The organism is Curtobacterium sp. Curtsp57, assembly GCF_047324335.1.
In the GTDB taxonomy this organism is placed as follows: domain Bacteria; phylum Actinomycetota; class Actinomycetes; order Actinomycetales; family Microbacteriaceae; genus Curtobacterium.
The window spans coordinates 3,923,569-3,942,740 of sequence record NZ_CP168511.1 but is presented as its reverse complement, the minus strand read 5'-3'; the positions used below and the strand labels follow the sequence as shown (position 1 = coordinate 3,942,740).

Below are 19,172 nucleotides of genomic sequence, written 5' to 3'. Positions count from 1 at the left end.
ACGGCCGGTGCTGATCGACGCCACGTCGGTCCCGCCGAACCGTGGCGGGGTGGCTCGGTACATCTCCGGGCTCCTCACCGGCCTGGCCGACCTCGACGTCCGCGTCGACGTGATCGCGAAGCCCGGTGACCTCGACTGGCTCCGCGGGCTCGCGCCGGTGCACCGCTACCACGCGGCGCCGAACTGGACCGCCTCGCGGCCGGCGCGGTTCGTCTGGGAGCAGGTGGGCCTGCCCCGGGCGGTGCGCCGTGTCGGGGCGACCATCCTGCACAGCCCGCACTACACGTTCCCGGTGACCCGTGCCTCCAGGACGGTCGTCACCCTGCACGACGCGACCTTCTTCAGCGACCCGGCCGCGCACTCGCGCCTGAAGGTGCTGTTCTTCCGCACCTGGACGCGCCTGGCGCGCCGGTTCGCCCGTGCCACGGTGGCACCGAGTGCCGCAACGGTCAGCGAGCTCGACCGGTTCGCCGGTCCCGCGCGGACGGCGACGGTGGTCGCCCACCTCGGGGTGGACGCCGCCCTGTTCCACGCACCGAGCGCCGACGAGGTCGCGGCCTTCCGCAGCACCCACCGCATCGACGACGGCACGGAGTGGATCGCGTTCCTCGGCACCGTCGAACCGCGGAAGCGCGTGCCGGAGCTCATCGCAGCGCACCGCACCCTCGCCGACCGCACCGGCACCGACGTCCCGACGCTGCTCGTCGCCGGTGGCCTCGGCTGGGACGAGACCGCCCGCGGACAGCTCGAAGCGGCCGGTGACCGACCGGGGGCACCACTGCGCTACCTCGGGTACCTGCCGATCGATGAACTACGCGCCTTCCTCGGAGGCTCCCGCGTGGTCGCCTACCCGAGCATCGCCGAGGGCTTCGGCCTCCCCGTGCTCGAGGCGATGGCGTCGCGTGCCGACGTCCTGACCACCGACCGTCTGGCGATCCCGGAGGTCGGCGGCGACACCGTCACCTACACCGAGCCGGACGCCGACCCCATCGCGGACGCACTCGAGCAGCTGCTCGCGCAGGACCCCGCGGTCAGGGCGGACCGCGTGGAGCGCGCCGGTGCTCGTGCCGACGGCTTCACCTGGGCCGCGTGTGCCCGCGCCCACCTCGGGGTGTTCGCATGAGCGGGCGGGCCGCGATCGTCACGGTGTCCTACAACTCCCTCGACGTGCTGCCGCCGTTCCTCGCGTCCACGGCGGACGCCAGCGCCGACGACGTCGAGGTCGTCGTCGCGGACAACGACTCCACCGACGCCGACGAGCTCCGCCGCATCACCGAGGCGGCCGGCGCACGTTTCCTCGAGCTCGGCGAGAACCGCGGGTACGGGGCTGCGGCGAACAGCGCGGTCGCCACGCTCGACCAGGACGTCCGATGGGTCCTCGTCTCGAACCCCGACGTCGTGCTCGAACCGCTCGCACTCGACCGGATGATCGCCACGGCGTCCGCCGACACCACCATCGGCGCCGTCGGGCCCCGGCTCCTCGAACCCACCGGCGAGGTCTACCCCTCAGCGCGGCTGGTGCCGTCGCTCCGGACCGGACTCGGGCACGCCGCGTTCGCGAACGTCTGGCCGGGGAACCCGTGGACCAAGCGCTACCGCCAGGACGGCGACCACTCCGCCCGGCGCGACGCCGGGTGGCTGTCCGGCGCGTGCGTGCTCGTCCGCCGGGACGTCTTCGACCGGCTCGGCGGCTTCGACGAGGGCTACTTCATGTACTTCGAGGACGTGGACCTCGGCTGGCGGATCGGCAAGGCCGGCTTCCGCAACGTGTTCGACCCGTCGGCCACCGCCGTCCACGTCGGCGGGACCGCCACCAAGGGGTCGTCGGAGCGCATGCGGAAGGCCCACCACGAGAGCGCCTACCGGTTCCTCGCACAGAAGTACTCCGCGTGGTGGCTCTGGCCACTCCGCGTCGCGCTGAAGGTCGCACTGTCCGTGCGTGCCCGCGCCACCCACACCCGCTGACCCACTAGCGTCGTACCGCAGCCCGACCCGTTCCCGAACCGGAGTTCTCCCCGATGATCCTCGCCGTCACCCTGATGGTCCGCGACGAAGCGGACGTCATCCCCGCCTGGCTCGACTACCACGTCGCGCAGGGGTTCGACGTCTTCGTCATCACCGACAACGGATCAGTCGACGGCACGACCGAGCTCCTGACGGCCTTCGCCGAACGCGACGACGTGACCGTGGACCTGCGACACGACCCCGTGCACCGGAAGCAGCAGGGCACCGTCGTCACGGGTATGGCACGTGACGCGGCGACCCTCCACCACGCCGACTGGGTCGTCAACGCCGACGCCGACGAGTTCATCGTCCCGGTGGACCGGTCCCTGACGGTGCGACAGGTCTTCGAACGGCTCGACCCCGCCATCGGCGCGTTCACCGTGCCGGTCGTGAACCTGACCGGTCGTCTCGCGAAGTCCGGCGGGGGCATCGAACGACTGCACTGGCGTGACGAGCGCTCCGTCGACGAGCTCCGTGCAGCCGGTCTCGTCGCGCCGCCGACCACCAACGCGATCCACGTGGGCTCCCCCGACGTCACCGTCGTGCAGGGCAACCACCAGGTGAGCGTCGCCAACGGGGCCCCGGTGCCCGATGCGCTCCGGCTCGAGGTCCTGCACCTGCCGTGGCGCTCCTGGAAGCAGTACGAGCACCGCGTCGACGTGAGCGGCAAGGCCTACGAGGCGAACCCGGACCTCACCCCGAGCCCGCGCCACCACGGTATGCGCGACTACCGGCGGCTGCACGAGGGCGTGCTGCAGTCGACCTTCGCGCTCCGGTTCGTCACCGACGAGGACGCCGTCGACGGCCCGTTCACCCGCGACGACGGCGTGGCCGACGTGCTGCGGCGCGCCGGCTCCCCCGCCGTGGACGCCGGAAGCGACCCGCTCGTCCCCGCGGCAGAGTTCCTCCGCCTGCAGACCCTCGGGCGCGCGATCACCGAGCGGGACCTGCGGATCGAGGAACTCGAGGACCGGGTCCGCGCCGGCGAGGAGACGGCGAACACGCTCCGCTCGGCCGTGCAGTTCGAACGGGAGCGTGCCGAGGCCGCGATCCGCGAGACCGCCGCCCGCGACGCCGAGCTCGCCGCGATGCACGCCAGGCGGGTCGTCCGGCTCGCCGACAAGGCCGGGGACCTCGCACGCCGGGTCCGCCGCCGCTAGCGAGCCGACGCGGCGCGCGCGCTCCTGACGGCGTCGAGCAGCACCGATGCCCGGCGCGCGAACGAGTGCTCCGCGCCGATCCGTTCCCCGCGGACGCGGCGCTGCTCGGCCGTCGCCGCTTCCCCGTCCCCGACGAACCCGACACCGACGAGCGCGCGCAGCGCCTCCACCGAGTCGTACGTCCGGACCGCGCCGTGGAACAGCTCGTCGACGCCGGGTACCGGGTCCGTGACGACGAGCGCGCCTGATGCCGCGGCGTCGAAGAGCCGGTTCGACAGGAACCCGTCCCGCGCCATGTCGTCCCAGTGGTCGTTCAGCACGACGCGAGCGCTGCGGTAGAGCGCCGGCAGCTCGTCGTTCGGCACGAAGACACCGCGGTGCACGCCCTCCGGCAGGAGCCCTTCCCAGCCCTCGCCCCACACCGCCAGGTCGGCACCGGCCGCCACGGCGTCGCGGACCACCGGCCGGAACACCGCCCGGGTCTTGCCGACGAACGCCGTGTCGAGCCCCGTGTACGCCGGGTCCTGGCTGCCCGGGTGGAACCGCGCCGGGTCGGTGGCCTGCAGGAGTGGGGCGACGGGCAACCCGGTCGACGACGCCGTGCGGGACGCCCACGCCGGTCCGGCAGCGAACCGCAGGTCGTAGCGGGCGAGTTCGGCCGGTGTCAGCAGGTCGGGGTGCGAGATCACCCAGAGCACGTTCGTCGCCGAGGGGTGCACCGGGGTGTCGTCGAGCCCGCGCAGCGTCAGCGCGACGTCGTCCAGGTGCTCGGAGAACGGCCGGACGTGGGACTCGCGGTGGTCGACCACGACCTCTTGCCCGAGGGAGCGGAGTGCGGCGGCGAGGTCGCGCGCGAAGAACGTGTCGCCCCAGTCGTCCCCGCGGGGTCCCGGGTGTGCGGCGATCCGGATCGACCAGCGGAGCCGCTCGCCGCGGTCGAGGAGCCTCAGCCGCCCCGGACCGCGTTCGGCCCGGACGATCGGCTCCCGCAGCGCGACCGGCGCGCCCACCTGGTCGGCCGACGGCACGCCCGGCACGAAGCCGAGTCGGCCGAGCGCGGCGGTGGCGGTGTCGTCCGTCCGCCCACCCCAGGCGAGCAGGGCGTCCGCGGCATCGGTGTCGTAGCGACGCTCACGCAGCGCGGTCGTCCGGTAGACCCGGCCGAGCGGCACGACGACGCAGTCGCCGTCAGCACCGTCCGCGGTGTCCCGGGTGAGCCGGGCGACCGCCGTGCGGGTGTCGACGGTGCGGACGGGTACCGCCAGGTCCGCCGTGCGCGTGGCGAAGCACGGCTCGTCGGCGGCGAAGACGGCGACGCCGTCGAGGGCCTCGGCGTCCTCGGCAGGGTGACCTCGGAGCAGCGACGCGACGGGAGCCGTCGCACGCGGCAGCACCGCACCGGCGCTCGCGACCACGTCGTCCCCGGTGCGGACGACGGCCAGGGCGACCCGTGCCTCCTGGCCGAGCGCGCGGAGCAGGCGGCCGTACCCGTCGAGCGGCACCGCGACGGACGCGTCCTGGACGACGACCGATGCGCTCGTGAGGAGCGGGCGTGCCGCGGCGACCGCGCCGCCCCAGGTGGCCGCCACGGTCGCGCGGGCGGCGACGTGGCCGTCGCCGTCGACGACGGCCGGGTAGACGCTCGTCGGGCCGGCGTGCACGTCGTACGCGCTCACGACGACCGACGCCGCGCCGGCCGCGCGCGCGGCCACGACCGCCGCCAGGTGTGCGCCGTCGCGGTACGCGGACTCCGCGACGGTGACGACGACGTCGAAGCCGTCGTCACCGGGTCGCGGCGCGTCCGTCACGAGGGACGTGTCGACCGGGAGGCCCGGCTCGGCCCCGTCGGCCGGGTCCGGTTCCGGCGTGGCCGGCTCGGACGTGCCGGGCCGTCCGAGCAACCGGCGCAGCCCCGCTCGGGCCATCGTCAGCCGCGCAGCAGGTTCTGCAGGTAGACGCCGTAGCCGCCCTTGACGAGCGGTGCGGCGAGGTCGGCGAGCTGTGCGTCGTCGATCCAGCCGTTGCGCCAGGCGATCTCCTCGATGCAGCCGACCTTGAATCCCTGACGGTCCTCGATGACCTTCACGTACTCGGAGGCCTGCATCATCGACTCGAACGTGCCGGTGTCGAGCCAGGCGGTGCCGCGGTCGAGGACCTGCACGCCGAGCTCGCCCGCCTCGAGGTAGCGCTCGTTGACGGTCGAGATCTCGAGCTCCCCACGGGCGCTCGGCTCGATGGTCTTCGCGATCTCGATGACCTTGTTGTCGTAGAAGTACAGGCCGGGAACGGCGTAGTTGGACTTCGGTTCCGCCGGCTTCTCCTCGATGGAGACCGCGGTGAAGTCGTCGTCGAACTCCACGACGCCGTACGCCTTCGGGTCGGCCACGTGGTACGCGAAGATCGTCGCGCCCTGGACCTCGGTGTTCTTCTTCAGGCTGGTGCCGAGACCGGTGCCGTGGAAGATGTTGTCGCCGAGGACGAGCGCGACGCTGTCGTCGCCGATGAAGTCCTCGCCGATGACGAAGGCCTGCGCGAGGCCGTCGGGGGACGGCTGCACGGCGTACTGGATCTCCATGCCGAGGGCTGAGCCGTCGCCGAGGAGCGCCTTGAACTGCTCGTTGTACTCCGGCGTCGTGATCACGAGGACCTCGCGGATGCCGGCCATCATGAGCGTCGACAGCGGGTAGTAGACCATCGGCTTGTCGTAGATCGGCATGAGCTGCTTGCTGATGCCCTTGGTGATCGGCCAGAGGCGCGTGCCGGAACCGCCGGCGAGGATGATGCCCTTCACGGGTCTCCTTAGTTCGTGGTCCGGAGGGACTCGGTGTAGGCGACGCACTCGTCGTACGTCGGCAGCAGACCGAGCTCTGCGGCCTGCTCGAGCGTCGGTGCGCTGGTGTCCTTCTCGGAGAGCACCGGCTCGCCGATGCCGTCCGGCAGCTCGAGCCCGACGGTCGGGTCGAGGATCGTGATGCCCTTCTCGCGCTCCGGGTTGTAGTGCGCGCTGACGAGGTAGTTCACGGTGGAGGAGTCCTCGAGCGCCACGATCGCGTGGCCGAGCCCCTCGGAGAGGTAGACGGCCTTGCGGTCGACGTCGTCGATGCGGACCGAGTCCCACTGCCCGAACGTCGGCGACCCGACGCGGATGTCGACGATGTAGTCGATGAACGCGCCACGGACGGCCGTCACGTACTTGGCCTGGCTCGGCGCGACGAGGGCGTAGTGGATCCCGCGCGCGACACCGCGCGACGAGATCGACATGTTCACCTGGCGGAGGTCGAGCGGGTGCCCGACGGTCTCCTCGAGGACGTCGGCGCGGTAGGCCTCGAGGAATGCTCCTCGTGCGTCGCCGTGCTGGACGGGGGTGAACTCCCACGCGCCGGGGATCTTCAGTTCGCGGATCTGCACCGGAGCAGCCTAGCAAGGACCCCGATCGCCGCCCTGCGAGCACCTTCACCAAACCGAGACGCGCCGTTGCCCGATTGCCAGTCGTTGGTCCGCTACTTTTCCGGATGTCACATCCTTGGGGGAACCAGAGAACATGCTCGCGAACGTCGATGAACCGTCCGGCACCACGGTGCGGGAGCTGCCACCTCGACCGCGGCGTGTCCTCGATACGGTGCTCGCACCGATCGGCCGATTGCTCCGCCGACTCGGTGCCGCACCGGTGCTCTACGCGATCGTCGCGGCCGTCACGGTGGGGTACTTCATCGCGGCGGTGCCGGCCGGTTGGGGGCTCGACGAGCAGTCGCACGTCAACCGGGCGTACCAGGTGCAGCAGGGACAGCTGCTCCCCCAGCTCCGGGACGACGGCCGGACCTTCGGCGGGGAGATCCCGACCGACCTGCAGCGCTTCGACATGCTCGGGTGGGACTGGGCGAACCACGTCGACTACCGGGCGCCGTACTTCCAGCGCCACGACTTCCGCGACCGCGCCCAGTACGACACGCTGGGCTCCGTCGTCCTGGGCCCGGATTCCCCCACCGAGTCCGTCGACTTCACCAACGCGGGCGCGTCGAGCTTCGTGCCGTACCTGCCGAGTGCCGTGGGGATGCGGATCGGCCTCGCACTGCACCAGGACGTCGCGACGGTGATGGTGCTCGGCCGGGTCGTGAACGCCCTCGTCGCGATCGGGTTGACGACACTCGCCATCGGTCTGCTCCGACGCAGCCGGTCCCGCTGGTTGTTCATGGCGGTGGGGCTCCTGCCGAGCGTGCTGTTCCTGGACTCGTACACGACCGCCGACTCCTTCACGACCGCGATCTGCATGCTCTTCGTCGCCGGCATCGTGCGGCTCTGCACGGACCAGCACCCCCGGCTCGCGATCGTCATCGGGACGGCCGCAGCCGGCCTCGGCGTCGTGGCCGCGAAGCCCACGTACGTGCTGCTCCTCGCGCTCGCGCTCCTCGTCCCGCTCGCCAGGTGGACCACCGCTCGTCGGTCGGACGCCGCCGGGCGACCCAGGACGCTCCGCGAGTTCGGTGCGGCCGCAGCGTTCCTGGTCGTCGCCGCGGTGCCGACGCTCGTGCTGCTGTCAGTGACCAGCCCGATCGCGAAGGCCATCCGACTCCAGCGGGTGGGCGTCTGGCAGGGCATCGACTCCGGCCGGCAGGTGCACTTCCTGCTCGAGCACCCGACGGCGCTGGCCGGCATCCTCGGCCGGTCGGTCGCATCGTTCGGCGAGTGGTGGGTGCACGGCCTCGTCGGGGCGTTCGGGTACAACGCCGTCGACCTCATGCAGCCGTTCAGCACGATCGCCGTCATCGGCGTCGTCCTCGCGGCGGTCGTCGCGGACCGGCTGCCGCGGCTCGTCGCGCTCGGGATGGCCGTCGTCGGAGCCGTGACGGCGCTCGCCGTGATCGTCGCGCTCTACCTGACCTTCAACGTGGTGGGGTCCCCCGACGTCGTCGGCGTGCAGGGTCGGTACTTCGCTCCGCTCGTGGCGCTGCTCGGGGTCGGCATCGCCGGACTCGTCCCGATCCGCGCACGGGTGAGCGACCGCGGCGGCGCGGCGTTGTTCACGACGCTCGCGGTCGTGCCGCTGGTCGCGTCCGTGCTGCAGTGGCACGTGACCCTCTACTGACGCGCGGCGCTGACCGCCCAGGGCCCGTCAGACGCCGAGGGCCGCTCGCCACGCCGTCTCGGCTCCGATCGACCGCTCGGCCCTGACGTACTCCTGTGCCAGCGCGACCCGTTCGTCCGACTCGGCGAACGCCGTGAGCAGGGCGCGGCGCCACGGGTCGACGCCGTCCCCGGCGAGGAGACCGCCGTGGGCGTCCACCCCGGCGTAGGAGGGACGATCCGACCCGACGAACGGCAGGCCCAGCATCGCGTACTCCAGGAACTTCAGGTCGCTCTTTGCGTCGTTGAACGGATCGGCGGTGAGCGGCGCGACACCGGCCGACCACCGCGAGGCGTTCGCGCGCAGGAACGACACGAACTCCGGGTAGTGGGTCCCGCCCTCCGGCAGTGGCAGGCGGTCGAACCACTGGTCGTCGGCGTCGGTCACACCGATCACCTCGAGGCGCACCGGCCGGCCCGTGGCGTCGACGAACCCGTCGAACACCGGCCGGAGCAGGTCGAGGTCGCCCCCGTGCGTCGCGGATCCCATGTACAGGACCCGCCGGGGACCGTCCGGGTCGGGACGCACCGGCCCGTCGCCCCACATGCCCGGCTGCACCGCGTTCGGGACGACCACCACGTCGAGCCCCTCGGCACGGAGCACCGCGCCGAGGGGCTCGGTCGAGGTGACCACGACGTCCGCCGCTCGGACGATCCGCTGGACGGACTCGAGCCGATCGGGCGCGTACTCGGCACGGGCGAGCCGCGCCCGGGCGTCGTCGCTGAAGAAGTCGTCGTCGATCTCGGCCACGATCCGGGTGCCCTCCCGGGCTGCCCGCTCGAGCGCGGCGTCCACGGAGGCCAGGGGGAAGGCGTCGCGCTGGACCAGCAGCACGTCGATGTGCGCCGTGTCGGAGCCGTCCGCCCACCGCACCGGGTCGACCTGCGCGACGATCGCGGCACCCGTCGCGGCCAGGGCCGACATCCGACCGGTGACGCGGATGTGCGCGGATGCGGGGTGCACGCCGCCTGCACCGTGCACGACGAACCCGACCAGCGGCGGCGGTGTGGACACGGTGGCATCGGGTGCCGGTGCGGAGCCTGGACGGCGGAGGAGTCGGGCGACGGACGACCGGAAGGGTGCCATCCGACCATCGTGGCACGGCGGCGCCCAGCCAGGCGCGCGCCCACGGCCCGGCTCCGGTCTGCATAGACTGAGTCGTCTGTGCGCCCACGCGATCAGTGCATCCGCATAGAATGTCCGGCGACTTCCGGGCCGGAACCCGCCGGCCGACGACCCCACAGGACCCACTCCCCCGTGAAACTGTTCGTGCAGATCCCCTGCCTCAACGAGGAGCAGACGCTCCCCTCGGTGCTCGAGACCATCCCCACGTCGATCCCCGGGGTCGACGAGATCGAGATCCTCGTCATCGACGACGGCTCGACCGACCGCACCGTCGAGGTCGCGAAGGCGCACGGCGTTCGGCACTTCGTGCGGCACACGACGAACATGGGGCTCGCCCGGTCGTTCCGCGACGGGGTCGACTACGCCCTGCTGCACGGTGCGGACATCGTCGTGAACACCGACGGGGACAACCAGTACCCGCAGTCCCAGATCGCCGACCTCGTGCAGCCGATCCTCCGACGCGAGGCGGAGATCGTGATCGGCGACCGGCAGACGCGCACGATCGAGCACTTCTCCGGCTTCAAGAAGCTCATGCAGCGATTCGGTTCGTGGGTCGCGAGCCGCGCAGCCGGGCTCGACCTCCCCGACGCCGCGAGCGGGTTCCGCGCGTACTCGAAGTACTCGCTCATCCGGCTGAACATCGTCACGCGCTTCAGCTACTGCATGGAGACGATCGTCCAGGCCGGGTACAAGCGCCTGGCGATCGCGAGCATCCCGATCACGACGAACGCCAAGACCCGGGAATCGCGCCTCTTCAAGAACATCTGGCAGCACATGTTCCAATCGGGCTCGGCGATCGCCCGTGTCTACCTGATGTACCGGCCGATGGCGCTGTTCCTCTGGGTCGCGCTCGTCCTCGGCGGACTCGGCGCGTGGCCGCTGGTTCGCTACCTGGTGCTGCTGGCGATGCACACCGGCGGGAACCACCTCCAGTCGATCATCCTCGGTGTGGTGCTGCTCATCACCGCGGTCCTCGCGATCGTGATCGGTGTCGTCGCCGACCTCACCAGGCTGAACCGGACCCTCGCGGAAGAGCAGCTCGACCTGCAGAAGCTCGCACGGTACGGTGACTGACCGCGGCACCGTGGCGGACGAACGCGGGCTCGGCGCGCCCCGTCCGACCCGGTCCGAGGGCATCACCGTCACGGTCGTCACCGCCCTCTTCGTGCTCGTGCTCTGCGCGTTCGCCGTCATCACCCACCCGTACGACGCCGCCGACGAGATGGCACACGTCGACGCGGTGCTGCAGCTCGCGACCGGGCACGCCTGGGCGGCCCCGGGGACGATGCACGTCCTCGACGCCGTGCACGCCTCGGTGTCGTCGGCGTCGGCCGCGACGGCCACGTGGGGTGAGCTGCTCGCCGGGCACCCCGGGTACTACGAGCGCATCACCGACCAGATGACGCAGCACCCGCCGACCTACTACCTGATCGGTGCCGGGTTCCTCCACCTCATCGGCTTCGAGGACCTGCACTGGTCCGACGGCGTGCTGGCGCTGCGCCTGCTCGACGTCGCGTTCGTCGCCCCGCTCCCGGTGATCGCCTGGGCCACCGTCCGACGGCTCACCCGGTCCGGGCGCGCCGGGGTCGTCGGTGCTGCAGCCGTGCTGGCGGTCCCGCAGGTCGCGGTGGTCGGATCGGCCGTGACGAACGACGCCCCCGTCCTCCTGTTCTCCGGACTGGTCACGCTCGTGGCGGTCCGGGCGCTCACGGGTGACCGACGGCTCCTGGTCGCGATCCTCCTCGCGCTGCTCACCGGCGCCCTGGTCTGGTTCAAGGGCACCGGCCTGCCGGCGGTGCCCTTCGTCCTCGTCGCCGTCCTGTTGCCGGCGGTGCGCTGGTGGGGCTGGCCACGCGCCCTCCTGCGGACCGTCGTCGTCGGCGCGGTCACCGCGGCCGTCGGCTCGTGGTGGTGGCTGCACAACCTGCTCGCCTACGGCACCGTGCAGCCGGACGGGTTCGTCGCACGCAAGGCACAGTCGTTCCCGGACGGACAGGGACCTGATCTCGCACAGTTCGTCCAGGTCACCTGGGACACGATCGTCCGGACGTTCTGGGGCAGCTCGGGGGTCGGTGCCTCGAACGCGGTGACCCCGTACCTGTCGGTCGTCGGCACCGTGCTCGGGATCGTCGTCATCGCGGTGTTCGCGTTCCGTCGGGGACGCACGCTCGTGCCGGCCATCACCCTCGCGGTCCTGCCCGTCGTGATCCTGCTGCTGCAGACGCAGACCACCTGGTCGGCGTACCTCCGGTCGACCGAGATCGCCGGAACCCAGGGCCGGTACTACTTCCCCGCCCTGGTCGCACTCATCGCCCTCAGCGCGCTCGCCTGGCGACGGCTCCCCCGCACCGAGGCCGGTCGTCGCCGACTCGCCGCCGGCATCGGCATCGTCGCGATCGCGATCGCCGTCTACGGTGTCTGGCTGCAGTGGCGTGCGGGTTGGGAGGGACGGTCGTTCCTCGTGACCACCGGCGGCATCGACGACTACGCCGCGAACGGCCCGGTGCCGCTCGCCGCACTGGCGGTCGTCGTGGTGGCGCTCCTGGTGGGTGCCGTCGTCGCCGTGGTGCTCGTGGTGCGCGCGACCCGGTCCGTGGTCCCGTCGACGGAAGGCACAGCGTGAGGCGCTTCACCCGTCCGACCGTCCTGCTCCTCGCGCTCACGACCATCGCGTGGATCGCGTTGCTGACGCTCTGGGCCCTCGTCACCCCGGCGTTCGGCACGCACGGCGAGGTCGACGGCGTCGACGCGGTCTTCCGGACCGCACTCGAGGCCGGCTGGCCCGCCCCGGGGCAGATGCACGCGCTGGCCTCGACACGATGGCTGTTCGAGAACCCCGCCGATCGGTCCACGGTCGCCGCCGTGCTCGCGGCGCACCCGGGCGAGACGACGATCGTCAACCCGTTGTCGCAGCATCCCCAGACCTTCTTCCTCGCCGCGGGCGCCGTCCTGCGGATCGCGCACTGGGAGTCGCTCCGCTGGGACCACGCCATCCTGCTGATCCGCCTGGTCGACGTCGTCCTGCTCGCACCGCTCCCGCTGCTCGTCGCCGGGACCGCCCGTCGACTCGTCGGATCGCCGCGTGTCGCCGTCGTCGCACCCCTGCTGCTCTTCGCCGTCCCGAAGGCCGCGCAGTTCGGCGCATCGGTCACGCTCTGGGCACCGCTCGTCCTCATCGCAGCGATCGTGACCTGGCTCGCGGCACGCGTCCTCACCGGCGACCGGTCGTGGTGGACGTCCGTCGGACTCGCCGTGGCGGCGGCGTGCGGCGCGACGATCAACGCGATGGGGCTGCTGCTCGTGGTCTTCGCGCTCACGATCGTGCTCGTCGCCCGCCACGACCTGCGGTGGTCCGAGACCCTCGTCCGCCGCGCGATCGACGTCGTGGTCGTCATCGTCCCGGCGGCGATCGTCGGAGCCGTGTTCTGGCGGAGCCTCCGGACCGGATGGGTCCCGGACGCCGCCCCACAGCCGGACCCGATCCCCCCGGCATCCCCGACCGGGATGAACCCCGGCGACTTCCTCAACGGGCAGTGGAACGGCGGCACGGCCACGTTCTGGGGCGGACTCGGCGACGACGCGTTCGGATTCACGCCACCGCTCGTCGCCGGACTCACCGTGGTCGGCCTCGGCGTGCTCTTCTGGGCGGCCGTCCGCGCCGACCGTGCCCTGCGTCCGACGTGGGGTGTGCTGCTGTGGCCGGCGCTCGTCGTCGCGACCGTGCTCGGCTACGAGTGGCGCAACGCCCTCGCCGACAACCAGATCGCCACGTCGAGCGGCCGCTTCCTGCTCGTCGCCGTCCCCGCCCTGGTCGCGGGGTTCGTCGCCGCCGCCGCGTCGCTCCTCCCGAGCACCCGAGCCCGTCGCACCACGGCGCTCGTCGGCGGGGTCGGAGCGCTCCTCATCGCGGCGTACGGGCTCCTCATCGGCTTCTCCGGCGCGTACCAGGCCGGCCGTGTCGGCCTGACCGGCGCCGGGATCGCCGCCCTCGCCGGGTCGACCCCGCTCGGGTGGCAGGTCCTGGCCGCAGTGGCCGCGCTCCTCGGCGCGGCGTCGGTCGCAGCCGTGGTCGCGCTCGTGGTGGTCGTGGCCGCCAGGAGTACGCCGCCGCCGCTCCCGCTAGACTCTCCGCCGACCGTCGAACCGACACAAAGGAACAATCCGTGAAGATCCTCGTCACCGGAGGAGCCGGCTTCATCGGCTCGAACTTCGTCCGCCGGACCCTCCAGGACGCCTACCCGGGCCTCGAGGGCGCCGAGGTCGTCGTCTACGACGCACTGACCTACTCGGGGAACCTGGCGAACCTCGCTCCCGTCGCCGACTCCCCCCGGTACAGCTTCGTGCAGGGCGACATCCGCGACGCCGCGAAGCTCGACGAGGTCGTGCCGACCGTGGACGCGATCGTGCACTTCGCCGCCGAGTCCCACGTCGACCGCTCGGTCCGCGACTCGGGCATCTTCGTGGAGACCAACGTCGTCGGCACCCAGCGTCTGCTCGACGCCGCGCTCCGCCACGGCACCGAGCGCTTCGTGCACGTCTCCACCGACGAGGTGTACGGGTCGATCAGCGAGGGCTCGTGGGACGAGGAGCGCCCGCTCGAGCCGAACTCGCCGTACTCGGCGTCGAAGGCCGGCAGCGACCTCCTCGCCCGCAGCTACCACCGCACCCACGGACTCAACCTCTCGATCACGCGCTGCTCGAACAACTACGGGCCGTACCACTTCCCCGAGAAGGTCATCCCGCTCTTCGTCACGAACCTCATCGACGACGTGCACGTCCCCCTCTACGGCGAGGGCAACAACATCCGCGACTGGCTGCACGTCGACGACCACACCCGCGGCATCGCGATGGTCCTGACCCGCGGTCGCGCCGGCGAGATCTACAACATCGGTGGTGGCACGGAACTCACGAACAAGGAGCTCACCGAGCTCCTCCTCGAGGCCACCGGCAAGGACTGGTCGTACGTCGACCGTGTCGCCGACCGGCTCGGCCACGACCTCCGCTACTCGGTCGACATCTCGAAGATCCAGGCGGAGCTCGGCTACGAGCCGCAGGTCCCCTTCGCCCAGGGCCTCGCCGACGTCGTCCAGTGGTACCGCGACAACCGTTCGTGGTGGGAGCCCCTCAAGGAGCGCGCCGCGCTCGCCTGAGCACGGCCAGGAACGACGGACGCACGCATGACCCGCTACCTCATCACCGGCGCCGCCGGCATGCTCGGTCAGGACCTCCAGCAGGCCCTGGCCGGGCGTGACGTGACCGCACTGTCCCGAGCCGACCTCGACATCACCGACCAGGCTGCCGTCACCGCAGCGGTGGCCGGGCACGACGTGGTCATCAACGCGGCCGCGTACACGAAGGTCGACGACGCCGAGTCGCACGAGGACGACGCCCACGCCGTGAACGCGCAGGGCCCGGCCGTCCTCGCCACGGCCGCGGTCGCGGCCGGCGCGAAGCTCGTGCAGGTCTCGACGGACTACGTCTTCGACGGCAACGGCACGTCCCCCTACGCCGAGGACGAGCCCACCGACCCGATCGGTGCGTACGGCCGGACGAAGGCCGCTGGTGAGGCAGCCGTGCTCGCGATCGCGCCGGACTCGTCGTACATCGTCCGGGCCGCGTGGCTCTACGGTGCGCACGGTCCGAACTTCGCGAAGACGATGATCCGGCTGTCCGCGTCCCACGACACCGTGAGCGTCGTCACCGACCAGATCGGGCAGCCCACCTGGACCGGCGACCTCGCCCGGCAGATCGTGGCGATGCTCGACGCCGACGCGCCGGCCGGGATCTACCACGGCACCAACGGCGGCCAGGGGTCCTGGTTCGACTTCACCAAGGCGATCTTCACCGAGGCCGGCCTCGACCCTGCACGGGTCCTCCCGACGGACAGCGCCGCGTTCGTCCGCCCGGCCCCACGCCCCGCGTACTCCGTGCTCGGGCACGGCGCATGGTCGCGCGCCGGCATCCCGCCGATGCGCGACTGGCGCGAGGCGCTCCACGCCGCGGCCGTGGACGGGGTCCTCGCCGCGTGACGGTCACCACTTCGCTCGTCGTCGGGGGCGGCGGGTTCCTCGGCCGTGCGGTCGTCGCCGCGCTCGAGGACGCCGGCGACCGGGTGCTCGTGCCCCGCGTGCCGTGGGGCGACCAGGACGCAGCAGCGGCGGTCCTGGTCGACGCCGTCCGTGCGCTCCGTGCAGGCGACGGCCCCTGGCGGCTGGTCTGGTGCGCCGGGACGGGCTTCGTGGCGACCGGGGCGGACGCCTTCGCCACCGAGGCCGCGCTGCTGGCCCGCGTGCTCGACCCCGCTGCGACCGCCCCCGACGGGGCCGCCGTGGCGAACACCCCGGCCGTCGCAGGAGCGGCGGGCACCCCCGGCGTCGTGTTCTTCGCGTCGTCCGCGGGTGCCACGTACGCCGGGTCGACCGGGGTCCCGTTCGACGAGTCCACCGATCCCCGCCCGCTCGCACCGTACGGCTCGAGCCGACTGGCGGCCGAAGCGCAGTTCCGCAACTGGGCGGCGGCGACCGGCACCCGCGCGCTCGTCGGCCGGATCGCGAACCTCTACGGCCCGGGTGCCAACCTGACGAAGCCGCAGGGTCTGGTGTCGCAGCTCGCGCTCGCGCACGTCGAGGGTCGCCCGTCGTCGATCTACGTGCCGTTCGAGACCACGCGGGACTACCTGTACATCGACGACGCCGCCGCGATGATCGTGGACGCGCTGGACGCGGTCGCCGCCGACCCGGTCGGATCGGCGCGGACCAAGATCTTCGCCTCGCAGGAGGGCCGGTCCATCGCCGAGGTGATCACGGCCGTCGAGCAGGCACTCGGCTCGTCGCTCGACGTGATCGCCGGGCAGGACCCGTCGGCGTCCTTCCAGGGCACCGACCTCCGCTTCCGCTCGACGGTGCTCCCGAGCGTCGACGACCGGCAGCTCGTGCCCTTCGCGGACGGGGTGGCGCGCACCGTCGACGCGATCCGATCCGCGGCGAGCTCGACGACACACCCGCAGGACGAACGAGGAGAACGACGAGGATGACCCGCACCGGAACCCGCCGCGAACGGCTCGTCGCGTGGACCGCGGCGCACCCATGGGCCGGGTTCACCGTGCTCTGTGCCCTGGTCTTCGTCCTCGCCGCGTCCACGGCCCGCGCCTTCACGTACCCGCCGCTGAACGGCGGCGACGAGCCAGCGCACCTCGACTACGTCATCACCGTCTGGCACCTGCACCTGCCGGTGTTCGAGAACGGGATCACCTACCACGCCCCGTTCGGCGCCACGACGCCGGTGCAGTGGGTGTCGCAGCACCCGCCGCTGTACTACCTCGTGCTCGCGCCGGTCGTCGGACCGCTGTTCGACGGCGGACACCCCCTGATGGCCCTCATCGCCGGACGGCTGATCAGCGCGCTGATGGCCGGTGCCGTGGTCGTGGCCTCGGCGTGGGCTGCGTGGCGGTGCTTCCCCACCGCGCGTCGGCTCCCCGGCGGCGTCGCGATCGTCACCGCCCTCGCGGGCATGCTCATCCAGCAGGGCGGCTCGATCTACAACGACGTCCTGTTCGTGCTGTTCTGCGTGCTCGCGTGCGGCATCGCCGGTGCCGCGCTGCGCTCCGGCGTCGGTCCTGGCCTGTTCGTCGGCGCCGCCCTGGTCGGCGCGGCCGGGATGACCACCCGGTTGTCGTTCGCGCTCTGGCTCGTCGCGATCGTCGTCGCCGTCGTCCTCGCCCGCCGCGTGCAGTTCTGGGGCCTGTCCGGGATCTGGGCGCGGATCGTCGCCGGTGCCGCACCGGTCGTCGCCGCGGTCGCAGCCTCCGGGTGGTTCTACCTGCACAACAAGCGCACGGCCGGCAACTTCAGCGGCCGGCACGCCGACTGGGGCATCCAGAACATGGGCCGTGTCGAGCGCCCCATCCCGGAGGTCGCGTTCGACGGCAAGTTCTGGACCGACCTGTACGGGATCTACCGAGGCGTGCTGCCCCAGTCCGACCCGATCCAGTGGGTGCTGATGATCCTGCCGATGGCCCTCGCGGTCGTGGTCGGCGTCACCCTCCTGGTCCGACGCCGCCGGAGCACACCCGCCGGCCTCGACGCCCGCGCCGCCGTCACCGCACAGCGCCGCGACCGCCTGTCGACGCTGCTCATCGTCCTGATGTTCGTGGCCGTGTCGGCACTGCTCAGCGTGACCGAGATCGACTACGTGCACGGCGGCGGCGCGCCGAACACGCGGTACGCCCTGACGATCCTGCCGGTCATCACGATCGCGATGGCGGCTGGACTGACGGGGTGGCGTCGCGCCTCCGGGATCCTCGTCACCGTGTGGATCGCCGTGTCGTTCGTGCCGTACCTGTCGCTGGTCGACCTCCACGTCGCCGGCATCGTGCCCCACGCCGCGCGCGTCGTCCAGCTCATGTTCGCGATCTCGGTGGTCGCCGCGGTCGGGTGCGCGGTCGGTGCCTTCCTCGACGCTCGGCGCGCCGGACCTGCCGCCGTGTCGGAGCCCCGCGAGACCGAAGAACCGGTCGACGTCGAACGCTGACCCGCGCGGCGCTCCCGGTCCGGAGCGCCGAGTGGTCAGCCGCGCAGCGCCGAGGCGAGCAGGCCGCGGTACCGGTCCGCGACGGCGTCGACGGTGTGCGCGGCCGCGGTCACCGCTGCCGCGCGTCCGAGGCGCTCTGCGAGGGCCGGATCGGCGAGCAGTCGATCCACAGCGGCGGCGAGTGCGGCGGCGTCCCCTGGTGGGACCAGGAGCCCGTTCTCGCCGTCCCGGATCACGTCGACGATGCCGGGCACCGCCGAGGCGACGATCGCGCAGCCGGCGGACATGGCCTCGAGCAGCGCGACGGGCAGACCGTCGCGGTCGCCGTTCGCCGCGGGGACCGACGGGTAGAGCGCGATCGACGCCCGCGCGTACTCCGAGGCCAGGTCGTCCTTGCCCCTGGCGCCGAGGAACGTGACGCCGTCGCCCGCACGACGCTCGAGCACCCCGCGGAGCGGTCCGTCCCCGACGACGACGACCTCGGCCGGTCGCTCCGCCATGCGATCGAGCGCGTCGAGCAGGACCACGGCACCCTTCTTCTCGACGAGTCGGCCGACGAACAGCACCCGACCGGGCACGCGGGACTCGCGGGCGACCGCCGCGGTGATCGGCGCCAGGTCGACGCCCATCGGGACGACGTGGACCTGGTCGGGTCGTGCGCCGAGCTTGCCGAGTTCGCTCGCCATGTCCGTGCTCATGCAGGTCACGGAGGCGGCGGTCCGGATGACGGCACGCTTGACCGCCTGGAGGACCGGGTTGCGCAGGGCGTAGAGGTCGCCGCCCAGCGTGGTCACCACGCGCGGCAGGTCGCCGAGCACGAGCCGGCCGACGGCCCCCTGGGGGATGATCCAGTGCAGGAGGGCGACGTCGGGTCGCGACCGCCGGCGCTCACGACCGAGCGCGGTCGCCATCGCACCGAAGAAGAACGGCACCTGCACCCAGCGGGAGCGCTTCGCACGCAGGTTGTCGACGATCGCGCCGTCGGCGAGGTCCTGCCAGCGGCTCGGGAAGTAGGTGTACCGCCGGACCTCGACGTCGCCGATCCGCTGGTGCTTCCGTGCGCCCTTCGTCATCGGTGCGACGACCACGATCCGGTACTCGTCGGACAGCGCCGTCGCGAGGTCGAGGACGAACCCAGGCGTCCCGTCGCCCGGTTCGGCCGGGAACGTCGACGCGGCGACGAGCAGTGTCGGTCGGACAGCGGGGTCGGGTTGCATGCAGCGCACTCGCTT

16 protein-coding genes are annotated in these 19,172 nt (G+C 72.2%); 11 read left to right on the top strand and 5 right to left on the bottom strand.

The window, feature by feature from the left end:
• Positions 1-7: 7 nt before the first annotated feature.
• From ACEN9V_RS18930 to ACEN9V_RS18920, 3 genes are read left to right on the top strand one after another with little or no spacing between them, the layout of a single operon-like run.
• Positions 8-1,123 (top strand): glycosyltransferase family 4 protein, encoded by a 1,116-nt coding sequence (locus ACEN9V_RS18930; RefSeq protein WP_413601590.1) that lies wholly within the window; start codon positions 8-10, stop codon positions 1,121-1,123.
• Positions 1,120-1,965 (top strand): glycosyltransferase family 2 protein, encoded by an 846-nt coding sequence (locus ACEN9V_RS18925; protein ID WP_413601589.1) that lies wholly within the window; start codon positions 1,120-1,122, stop codon positions 1,963-1,965. The genes ACEN9V_RS18930 and ACEN9V_RS18925 overlap by 4 nt, the downstream gene beginning before the upstream one ends.
• Before the next feature lie 53 nt (positions 1,966-2,018).
• A complete protein-coding gene (locus ACEN9V_RS18920; protein WP_413601588.1) occupies positions 2,019-3,164 on the top strand; it encodes a glycosyltransferase family 2 protein in 1,146 nt (381 codons plus the stop codon).
• Here ACEN9V_RS18920 and ACEN9V_RS18915 read toward each other — a convergent pair.
• Genes ACEN9V_RS18915 through ACEN9V_RS18905 form a run of 3 tightly spaced genes read right to left on the bottom strand, consistent with a single transcriptional unit; the run spans position 3,161 to position 6,572 of the window.
• On the bottom strand, positions 3,161-5,089 hold the full coding sequence (locus ACEN9V_RS18915; RefSeq protein ID WP_413601587.1) for a glycosyltransferase: 1,929 nt from the start codon (positions 5,087-5,089) through the stop codon (positions 3,161-3,163). The genes ACEN9V_RS18920 and ACEN9V_RS18915 overlap by 4 nt on opposite strands.
• Before the next feature lie 2 nt (positions 5,090-5,091).
• Positions 5,092-5,955, bottom strand: a complete 864-nt coding sequence (rfbA, locus tag ACEN9V_RS18910) for a glucose-1-phosphate thymidylyltransferase RfbA (RefSeq protein WP_281264996.1) — start codon at positions 5,953-5,955, stop codon at positions 5,092-5,094.
• Positions 5,956-5,963: 8 nt separating this feature from the next.
• Positions 5,964-6,572, bottom strand: a complete 609-nt coding sequence (locus ACEN9V_RS18905; RefSeq protein ID WP_413601586.1) for a dTDP-4-dehydrorhamnose 3,5-epimerase family protein — start codon at positions 6,570-6,572, stop codon at positions 5,964-5,966.
• Between the two features lie 211 nt (positions 6,573-6,783).
• Here ACEN9V_RS18905 and ACEN9V_RS18900 point away from each other — a divergent pair, with 211 nt between their 5' ends.
• Entirely contained in the window at positions 6,784-8,247 is a 1,464-nt protein-coding gene (locus ACEN9V_RS18900) for a DUF2142 domain-containing protein (protein ID WP_413601585.1), read from the top strand.
• Between the two features lie 27 nt (positions 8,248-8,274).
• On the opposite strand, the gene ACEN9V_RS18895 is transcribed toward ACEN9V_RS18900, so the two are convergent.
• Positions 8,275-9,372 (bottom strand): hypothetical protein, encoded by a 1,098-nt coding sequence (locus ACEN9V_RS18895; RefSeq protein ID WP_413601584.1) that lies wholly within the window; start codon positions 9,370-9,372, stop codon positions 8,275-8,277.
• 171 nt (positions 9,373-9,543) lie between these two features.
• Between ACEN9V_RS18895 and ACEN9V_RS18890 the strand changes: the two genes are divergently transcribed.
• The 7 genes from ACEN9V_RS18890 to ACEN9V_RS18860 are packed head-to-tail and all read left to right on the top strand — an operon-like array spanning position 9,544 to position 17,940.
• Complete coding sequence (locus tag ACEN9V_RS18890; RefSeq protein WP_281265000.1) at positions 9,544-10,485, top strand: glycosyltransferase family 2 protein; 942 nt, start codon at positions 9,544-9,546, stop codon at positions 10,483-10,485.
• Positions 10,478-12,034 (top strand): glycosyltransferase family 39 protein, encoded by a 1,557-nt coding sequence (locus ACEN9V_RS18885; RefSeq protein ID WP_413601583.1) that lies wholly within the window; start codon positions 10,478-10,480, stop codon positions 12,032-12,034. The genes ACEN9V_RS18890 and ACEN9V_RS18885 overlap by 8 nt, the downstream gene beginning before the upstream one ends.
• Positions 12,031-13,578 carry a hypothetical protein gene (locus ACEN9V_RS18880; RefSeq protein WP_413601582.1) on the top strand — a complete coding sequence of 516 codons (1,548 nt, stop codon included), beginning with the start codon at positions 12,031-12,033 and terminating at the stop codon, positions 13,576-13,578. The genes ACEN9V_RS18885 and ACEN9V_RS18880 overlap by 4 nt, the downstream gene beginning before the upstream one ends.
• A complete protein-coding gene (gene rfbB / locus ACEN9V_RS18875; protein WP_281265003.1) occupies positions 13,575-14,561 on the top strand; it encodes a dTDP-glucose 4,6-dehydratase in 987 nt (328 codons plus the stop codon). The genes ACEN9V_RS18880 and rfbB overlap by 4 nt, the downstream gene beginning before the upstream one ends.
• A gap of 27 nt (positions 14,562-14,588) precedes the next feature.
• Positions 14,589-15,440 carry a dTDP-4-dehydrorhamnose reductase gene (rfbD, locus tag ACEN9V_RS18870; RefSeq protein WP_413601581.1) on the top strand — a complete coding sequence of 284 codons (852 nt, stop codon included), beginning with the start codon at positions 14,589-14,591 and terminating at the stop codon, positions 15,438-15,440.
• On the top strand, positions 15,437-16,444 hold the full coding sequence (locus ACEN9V_RS18865; protein WP_413601580.1) for an NAD-dependent epimerase/dehydratase family protein: 1,008 nt from the start codon (positions 15,437-15,439) through the stop codon (positions 16,442-16,444). Before rfbD ends, ACEN9V_RS18865 begins: the two co-directional genes overlap by 4 nt.
• On the top strand, positions 16,441-17,940 hold the full coding sequence (locus ACEN9V_RS18860; RefSeq protein WP_413601579.1) for a hypothetical protein: 1,500 nt from the start codon (positions 16,441-16,443) through the stop codon (positions 17,938-17,940). The genes ACEN9V_RS18865 and ACEN9V_RS18860 overlap by 4 nt, the downstream gene beginning before the upstream one ends.
• Positions 17,941-17,975: 35 nt before the next feature.
• Here the strand turns inward: ACEN9V_RS18860 and ACEN9V_RS18855 are convergent, their stop codons facing one another.
• Positions 17,976-19,157, bottom strand: coding sequence for a glycosyltransferase (locus ACEN9V_RS18855; protein ID WP_413601578.1), 1,182 nt, complete (start codon positions 19,155-19,157; stop codon positions 17,976-17,978).
• Between the last annotated feature and the right edge of the window lie 15 nt (positions 19,158-19,172).

Coding starts and splice junctions, on each gene's coding strand:
- rfbD (WP_413601581.1), top strand. CDS start 14,589: ATGACCCGCTACCTCATCACCGGCGCCGCCGGCATGCTCGGTCAGGAC.
- ACEN9V_RS18925 (WP_413601589.1), top strand. CDS start 1,120: ATGAGCGGGCGGGCCGCGATCGTCACGGTGTCCTACAACTCCCTCGAC.
- ACEN9V_RS18860 (WP_413601579.1), top strand. CDS start 16,441: ATGACCCGCACCGGAACCCGCCGCGAACGGCTCGTCGCGTGGACCGCG.
- ACEN9V_RS18920 (WP_413601588.1), top strand. CDS start 2,019: ATGATCCTCGCCGTCACCCTGATGGTCCGCGACGAAGCGGACGTCATC.
- ACEN9V_RS18915 (WP_413601587.1), bottom strand. CDS start 5,089: ATGGCCCGAGCGGGGCTGCGCCGGTTGCTCGGACGGCCCGGCACGTCC.
- ACEN9V_RS18895 (WP_413601584.1), bottom strand. CDS start 9,372: ATGGCACCCTTCCGGTCGTCCGTCGCCCGACTCCTCCGCCGTCCAGGC.
- ACEN9V_RS18855 (WP_413601578.1), bottom strand. CDS start 19,157: ATGCAACCCGACCCCGCTGTCCGACCGACACTGCTCGTCGCCGCGTCG.